Annotated in this window: 5 protein-coding genes and 1 pseudogene; all 6 read left to right on the forward strand. The window is 64.4% G+C overall.

What is annotated here, in order from left to right; genetic code table 11:
• Positions 1–47: 47 nt before the first annotated feature.
• Positions 48–3,174: pseudogene (locus NKI61_RS17905) on the forward strand (efflux RND transporter permease subunit).
• Between the two features lie 14 nt (positions 3,175–3,188).
• Positions 3,189–4,343 (forward strand): efflux RND transporter periplasmic adaptor subunit, encoded by a 1,155-nt coding sequence (locus tag NKI61_RS17910; RefSeq protein ID WP_023804343.1) that lies wholly within the window; start codon positions 3,189–3,191, stop codon positions 4,341–4,343.
• Positions 4,344–4,523: 180 nt separating this feature from the next.
• Positions 4,524–5,231 (forward strand): GntR family transcriptional regulator, encoded by a 708-nt coding sequence (locus NKI61_RS17915; RefSeq protein ID WP_352840181.1) that lies wholly within the window; start codon positions 4,524–4,526, stop codon positions 5,229–5,231.
• A gap of 17 nt (positions 5,232–5,248) precedes the next feature.
• The gene (locus NKI61_RS17920; protein ID WP_023754063.1) at positions 5,249–6,352 is read left to right on the forward strand and encodes a mandelate racemase/muconate lactonizing enzyme family protein; all 1,104 of its coding nucleotides are present in this window, start codon (positions 5,249–5,251) and stop codon (positions 6,350–6,352) included.
• A gap of 161 nt (positions 6,353–6,513) precedes the next feature.
• A complete protein-coding gene (locus NKI61_RS17925; protein ID WP_352840182.1) occupies positions 6,514–7,836 on the forward strand; it encodes an NAD(P)H-dependent oxidoreductase in 1,323 nt (440 codons plus the stop codon).
• Positions 7,837–7,856: 20 nt separating this feature from the next.
• Positions 7,857–8,581: xylulokinase (locus NKI61_RS17930; RefSeq protein WP_352840183.1), on the forward strand; the 725-nt coding region annotated here is incomplete at its 3' end.

Genomic DNA, 8,581 nt, shown 5'->3' on the forward strand with positions numbered 1-8,581 from the left:
ACTTTTTCATCCATCGTCCGACCTTCGCCTCGGCCATCGCCATAATCATGGTGCTCGCCGGGACGATTTGTTATTTCCTTTTGCCGGTTTCGCAGTTTCCCGACATCACGCCGCCGCAGGTCGTGGTCAGCGCCCATTATCCGGGCGCCAGCGCGCAAGTGGTCGCCGATACGGTGACGACGCCGCTGGAGCAGCAGATCAACGGCGTCGAAGGTATGACCTACATGTCGTCGTCGAGCTCCAATGACGGCTCCTCGACCATCACCATCACCTTCGATGTCGGCTATTCCTTGAGCACCGCGGCCGTCGACGTCCAGAACCGCGTCTCGCAAGCGGCCTCGTCGCTGCCGGCGATCGTCAACCAGGGCGGCGTGACGATCAAGAAGCAGAACCCGAATTTCGTCCTCATCGTCAACCTGACCTCGCCCGACAGTTCGGTCGATCCGGTGGCGCTGAGCAACCTCGCCTATCTGCAGGTCGTCGATCCGCTGAAGCGGCTGCCTGGCGTCGGCGACGTCCAGATATTCGGCGAGCGCCGCTATTCGATGCGCGTCTGGCTCGACCCGGACAAGCTCGCCAATCTTGGCATCACCGCTGTCGACGTCCAGAACGCCATCTCGGAACAGAACGTCCAGGTGGCGGCCGGCAAGATCGGCCAGTCGCCGGCGCCCGCCGGCACCGCCTTCGAGATGCAGGTCAACGCCGTCGGCCGCCTGAGCGACCCCAAGGAGTTCGGCGACATCGTCGTGCGCGCCAACACCGGCACCGGCTCGCTGGTGCGACTGCGCGACGTCGCCCGCATCGAGCTCGGCGCGCTGCAATATTCGTCGTCGGCCTTCTTCGGCAAGGACCCGACGGTGGTGCTGGCCGTCTACCAGATGCCCGGTTCCAACGCGCTCGATCTGCAGCAGCACGTCAAGGACAAGATGCAGGAACTGTCGGCCCGTTTTCCCAAGGGCGTCAGCTACGCCATGCACTACGACACCACGCGCTTCGTGTCGGCATCGATGCATGACGTGCTGATCACGCTTGGCGAAGCGCTGGTGCTGGTCGTGGCCGTGGTGTTCATCTTCCTGCAGAGCTGGCGCACGACGATCATCCCGACCATCGCCATTCCGGTGTCGCTGGTGGCGACGATGGTGGTCATGGAAATGATGGGCTTCTCGCTCAACATGCTCTCCCTGCTCGGCATGGTGCTGGCCATCGGCCTCGTCGTCGACGACGCCATCGTGGTGGTCGAAAATGTCGAGCGACAATTGGAGGCGGGCCTCAAACCGCTGGCGGCCACCAAGGCCGCGATGGCCGAGGTCACCGGACCGATCATCGCCACCACCGCGGTGCTGATGGCCGTCTTCGTGCCCGTTGCCTTCATTCCTGGCGTCTCCGGCAAGCTCTACAATCAGTTCGCGCTGACGGTGGCGATTTCGGTCGGCATATCCGCCTTCAACTCGCTGACGCTCAGCCCGGCGCTGAGTGCCGCCTTCCTGCGCCATCGCGGGGAGACGCAGTTCGCCCCGTTCCGCTGGTTCAACACGGGTTTCGATAGGCTGTCGCATGCCTATGCCCATGGCGTACGCATCCTCATCCGGCTGCGCTGGATCATGCTCGGTCTGTTCGCGGCCGGCCTGGTCGCCACCTACTTCGTCTGGCAGAAGCTGCCCTCGACCTTCCTTCCGGTCGAGGACCAGGGTTACTTCTTCGTCGTCATCCAGCTGCCTGACGGCGCCTCGCTGGAACGCACCGACGCCGTGGCCCAGAAGGCGCGCGACATCCTCCAAGCTACGCCCGGCGTCGAGATTGTCGGCTCGATCAGCGGCCTGAACTTCCTGACCAGTGCGGCGCAGTCGAACTCGGCTGTCGAGTTCGCCATCCTGAAGCCGTGGGAAGAGCGCGGCCCCGACCAGAGCGCGTCCAAGCTCGTCTCCGATGTGCGCGGCAAGCTGATGCAGATTCCGGAAGCCTTCGCGCTGTCCTTCGATCCGCCTTCGATCCCGGGTATCGGCACCACGGGCGGCTTCGAATTCGTCGTCGAGGACCTCACCGGGCGAGGCAGTTCAGCCCTCAACGACGCGACGCAAGCCGTGATCGCCGAGGCGCGCAAGCAGCCGGAAATCAACCCGCAGCAGCTGTTCTCGCCGTTCTCGACCTCGACGCCGCAGTTCAACTACGACCTCGACCGCAGCAAGGCCAAACTGCTCGGCCTCAACCTGCCCGACCACGCTGCAGATCTATCTCGGCTCGCTCTACGTCAACGACTTCAACCTGTTCGGCCGCACCTTCCGGGTGACCATCCAGGCCGACAAGGATGCACGTGCCGACGCAGGCGACCTTTCGCGGCTCTATGTGCGCAACGCCTCCGGCGGCATGGTGCCGCTGAGCACACTGGGCAAACTGGTGCCGTTCGTCGGCCCGGAAACCGTGCCGCACTACAACAACAACGCCTCGGCCACGATCAATGGCGGCGCAGCCCCCGGCTTCTCGTCGGGCCAGGCGGTTGCCGCGATGGAACGGGCCGCTGCCACCGCTTTGCCCAGGGATTTCGGCTTCGAATGGACCGGCATCACCTTCCAGGAGCTCAAGGCAGGATCGATCGCGTCGGTCGTCTTCGGCCTCGCCATCGTCTTCGTCTTCCTGATCCTGGCGATGCAGTATGAGAGCTGGGCGATGCCGTTCATGGTGCTGCTGGCGGTGCCACTGGCCCTGTTCGGCGCCTTCGCAGCCCTGTTCTTGCGCGGCATGCAGATCGACGTCTACTCACAGATCGGCTTCGTCATGCTGATCGGCCTCGCCGCCAAGAACGCGATCCTGATCGTCGAGTTTGCAAGGCGGCGGCGCGAGGAGGGACTGAGCATTGTCGACGCGGCGATGGAAGCTGCGCGGCTGAGGCTGCGGCCGATCCTGATGACGGCCTTCGCCTTTATCCTCGGCGTGCTGCCGCTGATGTTTGCGACGGGTGCGGGTGCGGCAAGCCGGCAGTCGATCGGCACCACCGTCTTTGGCGGCATGGTCGCGGCGACCATCCTGTCGCTGGTGTTCGTGCCGGTCTTCTACGCGGTTATCGAACAGCTGCGCGAACGCCGCGTGCCCAGCGAACCGAACGCCGCTCATGACCAGGACAATAATGAACCGACTGCCGAACCAGCGCGGATGCGCCTGGCCGAAGCAGCCGAATAGAATTGGAGACCAAAATGCGTAAATGGAAAATAGCTTTGGGAACGGCCGTCGCCCTGGGGGCGATCTCGGTGGCAAGCGTTCACTTCCTCGACATGGGCAATCTCAGCCTCAATGCCGGCACGGCGGCAGCGACGGCAGCACCTGCGGCATTCGTCATGCCGGTGCCGGTGACGAGCGTGGTCAAGAAGACGATCCCGATCTATCTCGACTACGCCGCCCGCATCGAGGCGATCCGCAGCGTCACCTTGCAGGCCCGCGTGCCCGGTTATCTGCAGGAGCAGACGGCTGAGGACGGCGCGGATGTGCGCCAGGGTGATCTGCTCTACAAAATCTCGCCCGACGACTTCAAGGCGGCTCTCGACCAGGCCAAGGCCGAAGTGCAGCGCGACCAGGCGAGCCTCGACTATGCACGCTCCAATCTCGGCCGCGGCTCCGAACTCGCCAAGAGCGGTTATCTGGCCAAGGATGGGTTCGACCAGCGCACGAGCACCTTGCGTCAGGCCGAAGCGTCGCTTGCCGTCAACCAGGCGGCGGTGCGGACGGCCGAGCTCAATTTGAGCTACGCCGAAATCCACGCTCCGTTTGCCGGCCGCGTCGGCCGCAACCAGGCTTCGGTCGGCACGCTGGTCAGCGTCGCCGGCACGGTGCTGAACACGCTGGTGCAGCTCGACCCGATCTACGTCACCTTCAATCCGAGCGAGACGGACCTGGCCGAAATCGAACGGGCCCGGGCCGCCGGCCCGATCGAGGTCGAGGTGCTGCTGCCCGGCGAGACCGAAGCCAGCCAGAAGGGCGAACTCACCTTCATCGACAACACGGTCGACCACTCGACCGGCACGATTACGGCGCGCGCCACCATCGGCAATGCGAAGTTCTCGCTGCTGCCGGGCCAGTATGTCCGCGTGCGGCTGCACATCAAGCAGCTGCCCGACGCGCTGATGGTGCCGCAGGTGGCGCTGGGTTCGAGCCAGCTCGGCAAATATGTCTATGTCGTCGGCAAGGGCAACACGGTCGACCAGCGCATCGTCTCGCTTGGCGCGACCAGCGGCGACCTTGTGGCGGTCCTCAGCGGCGTTGCCGAAGGCGACCAGGTGATAACGGGCAATCTGCAGAAGATCGGACCAGGAATGCCGATCTCGCCGTTGCCCCAGGAGAAACCGGCCAGCTGATAACCCCCATCAGCCCCGGTCCTGCGGCGCCTTCGGCTTCCACGCCGAGGGCGCCGTTTTTTTATGGAGCGCCGCACGCCGTTTTTGGAGTAACCGCAAGGCACAAGAATCCGGAACAGACATATTGTAGGATTGTCGACAATCTGCTTGTCTGTTTCCGGCTCTCACTGGAGTGACGGAATGGCCAAGCTGGACTTCAATCCGATCGCGGATACGACACGCCGAGCCGAGATCGTTGCGCTGTTGCGGCGGGCGATCCTGACCGGCCAGCTGGAACCCGGCCAAAAGCTGAGCGAGCTGAGGATCGCTGAGCAGATGCGGGTCAGCCGCGCGCCTTTGCGCGAAGCTATGCGCGAGCTGGTGCAGGAAGGCATCCTGACCAGCATTCCCTATGCCGGCACCTTCGTCATCGATGTCACCGCCAAGGACATTGACGACGCCTACTCGCTGAACAAGGTGCTCGATGAATTCGCCATCGAGCGGACATGGAAGCTGCGCGACCAGCGCTTCTTCGATGAACTCGACCGCCGCCACGAAGCGGTGAAGCAGGCAACGCGCGCGCGCGACACCACCCGCCAGATCGAGACCGCACTGCAATTGCACGGGCTGATCCATGAATGGGCCGACAATTCGGTGCTGCTGGAAACCTGGCAGCGGCTGACCAGCCGGCTGCAGATGTATTTTGCCCTGCACCAGCGGGCCCGCAACGAGCCGGTGCCGGCCGAAGATCTCCACGAGACCTATGTGCGGTTCTTGAAGGGCGCCGACATGCGCGCTGCCCAGCGCCATGCGCGCGAGCATATCGACCTCGATTTCGAAGAGCTGCTTGCCTATGCGCGTGGCCTCGAGCAGCGGAACATCGAAGGGCTGACCCTCCTCAACACCTAGAGACAACGGACAGACAAGTGCAGATCAAATCCATCAAGGCCTATCGCGTCGTGCAGCCCTTCGTGGACGGGCCTTACCGCATGTCCAAGGGGCGTGTGGCCGACTGTTTCGACGCGGTGATCGTCGCCATCACCTCCGACAGCGGCGTGACCGGCTGGGGCGAGATGGCGCCGCTCGGCAATTTCTATTCGGCCGCGTTTCCGGCGGGAACGCGCGCGGGCGTGGTCGAGATCGCGCCGCACCTGATCGGCCAGGACCCGCGTGCTCTCGCCGGCATCGGCCGGCTGATGGATACGGTGTTCAAGGGCCATCCCTACATCAAGTCGGCGCTCGACATGGCCTGCTGGGATCTGGCCGCCCGCGCCGCCGACGTGCCGCTTGTGACCATGCTTGGCGGCCGCGAGAGCGACATGGCGGAGACCTACCGCGTCGTCACCCACGGCACGCTCGACCAGATGGCGGCACTGGCCAAAAGGATCATCGCGGAAGGCTGCCGCCGGCTGCAGGTCAAGGTCGGCGGCAATGTGCATGAAGACATCGAGCGGGTGAGCGCAGTCGCTTCGGCCGTGCCGAAAGGCACGGTGATTTTCTGCGACGCCAATGCCGGCTGGACACCCTACCAGGCGCGGCAGTTCGCCGACGCCACGCGCGGCATCGACTACACGTTCGAGCAGCCCTGCACGTCGATTGAGGAGAACATGTCGGTGCGCCGCATGCTCGACAAGCCGATGGTGCTGGACGAGAGCGTCATCTCGCTCGAGGCGATGCTGGAAATCCACCGCCTGGGCGCCGCCGACGGGCTGACGCTGAAGATCTCGCGGCTTGGCGGCGTAACCAGGACAAGGCAAATCCGCGACGTCGCCGTCGATCTCGGTTTCATGATCACCGTCGAGGATACGGGCGGCGCCGAGATCGACACGGCGGCGATGGCACATCTGTCACTGTCGACGCCGGAAGAACGCCGGCTGCACGCCATCGCCTTCCATGAGTGGGTGACGGTGCGCACGGCCTCCAACGCGCCACCGGTCACCGGCAGCCACATGGGCATTCCCGACGGGCCCGGCCTCGGCGTCGATGTCGTGCCCGACCTGCTCGGCAAGCCTTTCCTAGAGATCGGCTGAGATCAAGCGCAGCATGAAGCTGTCACCCCACGACTCCTCCGTGGGAGATTTGGTCCTGCAGCCATTCTCCGATTTGCGGGTTGAAATATTTTTCAAATGGAAATAGGAATGTTCAAAATGATGATTTGACGCTGCGGCGCGTCGTGACTGGAGGAAGCGATATGGCCCATCCGCAATTTGCAGCGGAACTTCTGCAGCGCGCTGAAACCCAAGGGCCTATCACCATCGGTCTCGCCGGCGCCGGGCAGATGGGCACCGACATCGTCGTCCAGGTGGCGCTGATGCCGGGCATGCGGATCGGTGCCATTTCCGAGGTGCGCCCGCAAGCGGCGATCGATGCCGCACTGCTCGCCGGCCATGACCGCTCCGACATCGTCCAGGCTGCGAACGCCTCTGCCATCGACCGCGCCATCGAGGCCGGCAAGATCGCTGTCACCGAAGATCTGCATGCGCTGGCCGCGGCCGGCCGCATTGATGTCATCATCGACGCGACAGGCAATCCCAACATCGGCACGCAGTTTGCGCTCGAAGTGATGAAGAACGGCAAGCACATCGTCATGCTCAACGTCGAGGCGGACATTACGATCGGCCGCTTCCTCAAGGAGGAAGCGCGCAAGGCCGGCGTGGTCTACACCGGTGCGGCCGGCGACGAACCCGCCTGCACGCTGGAGATCATCGGCTTCGCCAAGAGCCTCGGCTTCAACATCATCGCCGCCGGCAAGGGCAAAAACAACCCGCTCAAGATCGACGCCATGCCCGCCGACTACGAGAAGGAAGCAGCCGAGCGCAACATGAATGCGCGCATGCTGGTCGAGTTCGTCGACGGCTCCAAGACCGCGATCGAAATGGTGGCGATTGCCAACGCCACCGGCCTGGTGCCCGACGTGCCGGGCATGCACGGCCCGACGGCGACGCTGGAGGAACTGGCCAGCGTGCTTTGCCCGCGCGAGGATGGCGGCGTGCTGCACCGCAAGGGCGTGGTCGACTATTCAATCGGCAAGGGCGTGGCGCCCGGCGTGTTCTGCATCATCGAAACGAGGCATCCGCGCGTGCTGGAGCGCATGGTCGACCTCAAGGTCGGCAAGGGCCCCTATTTCACGATCTACCGTCCCTATCACCTGACAAGCCTTGAAGTGCCACTGTCGGCGGCGCGCGCCGTGGTCTACAAACGCGCCGACATGGAGCCCCTCGACCATCCGGTAGCCGAAGCGGTGGCGGTGGCCAAGAGCGATCTCGGCGCGGGCCAATCGCTCGGCATGATCGGCGAGAACGACTATCGCGGCTTCGCCATGACCTGGGAGGACGCCCGCGCCAAGGGCGCGCTGCCGCTCGGGATTGCCGAACGCGCCAAGGTGGTCAAGCCGGTCAAGACCGGCGACTTCCTCACCTATGAAAATTGTGTACCCGACGATTCGATGGTGATAACGCAGATCCGCCGCCGTCTCGACCAGTCGGACGGACAGTTTGTGACCAACGCCGCCTGAACCTTCGGGATCTCCCTGTGATGGACGATGTCGTTATCGGGATCGATGCCTCGACGACGGCGGTGAAGGCAATCGCCTTCACCGGCGACGGCGCGGAGCTGTTCCAGGCGCGCGAGGCCTATCCGCTGGCCAATCCGAAGCCCGGCCATTTCGAGCAGGATGCCGAACATTGGTGGGCAGCCCTCATCAGTGCGCTGAAGCAGGTTGCCGACAAGGTCGGCGCAGCGCGCGTGGCGGCAATTGCCATAGCCCATCAGCGCGAGACGTTCACCCTGATCGATCAGGCCGGCACGCCGCTCATCCCGGCGATCCTGTGGCTTGACGAGCGCGCCCGGCCTCAAGTCGCCAGGCTGTCGGCCGAGCTTGGCCGCGAGACGATCCGCGACTGGAGCGGCAAGCCGCCGGATCCGACGCCGGCGCTCTATGCCATCGCCTGGCTGGCGGAACACCAGCCGCAGGTGCTGGCCAACGCCGCCGCCCTGGTCGATGTTCATGGCTTCTTCGTTCACCGGCTGACCGCACGGCTGGTAACCAGCACGGCAAGTGCCGACCCGCTCGGCTTGCTCGATGTCGCGACAGGCGAATGGCACCCTGAGCTTGTCGCGGCTGCAGGGTTGCAGCCACGGCAGTTGCCGGCGCTGATCGGCCCAGGCGAAATCTGCGGCGGCCTTGCCGAAAGCATTGCCCAGTTGACTGGCCTCAAAGCGGGCACGCCAATTGTCGCCGGCGCCGGCGATGGCCAGGC

This window comes from Mesorhizobium sp. M0514, assembly GCF_040321145.1.
Classification (GTDB): Bacteria; Pseudomonadota; Alphaproteobacteria; order Rhizobiales; family Rhizobiaceae; genus Mesorhizobium.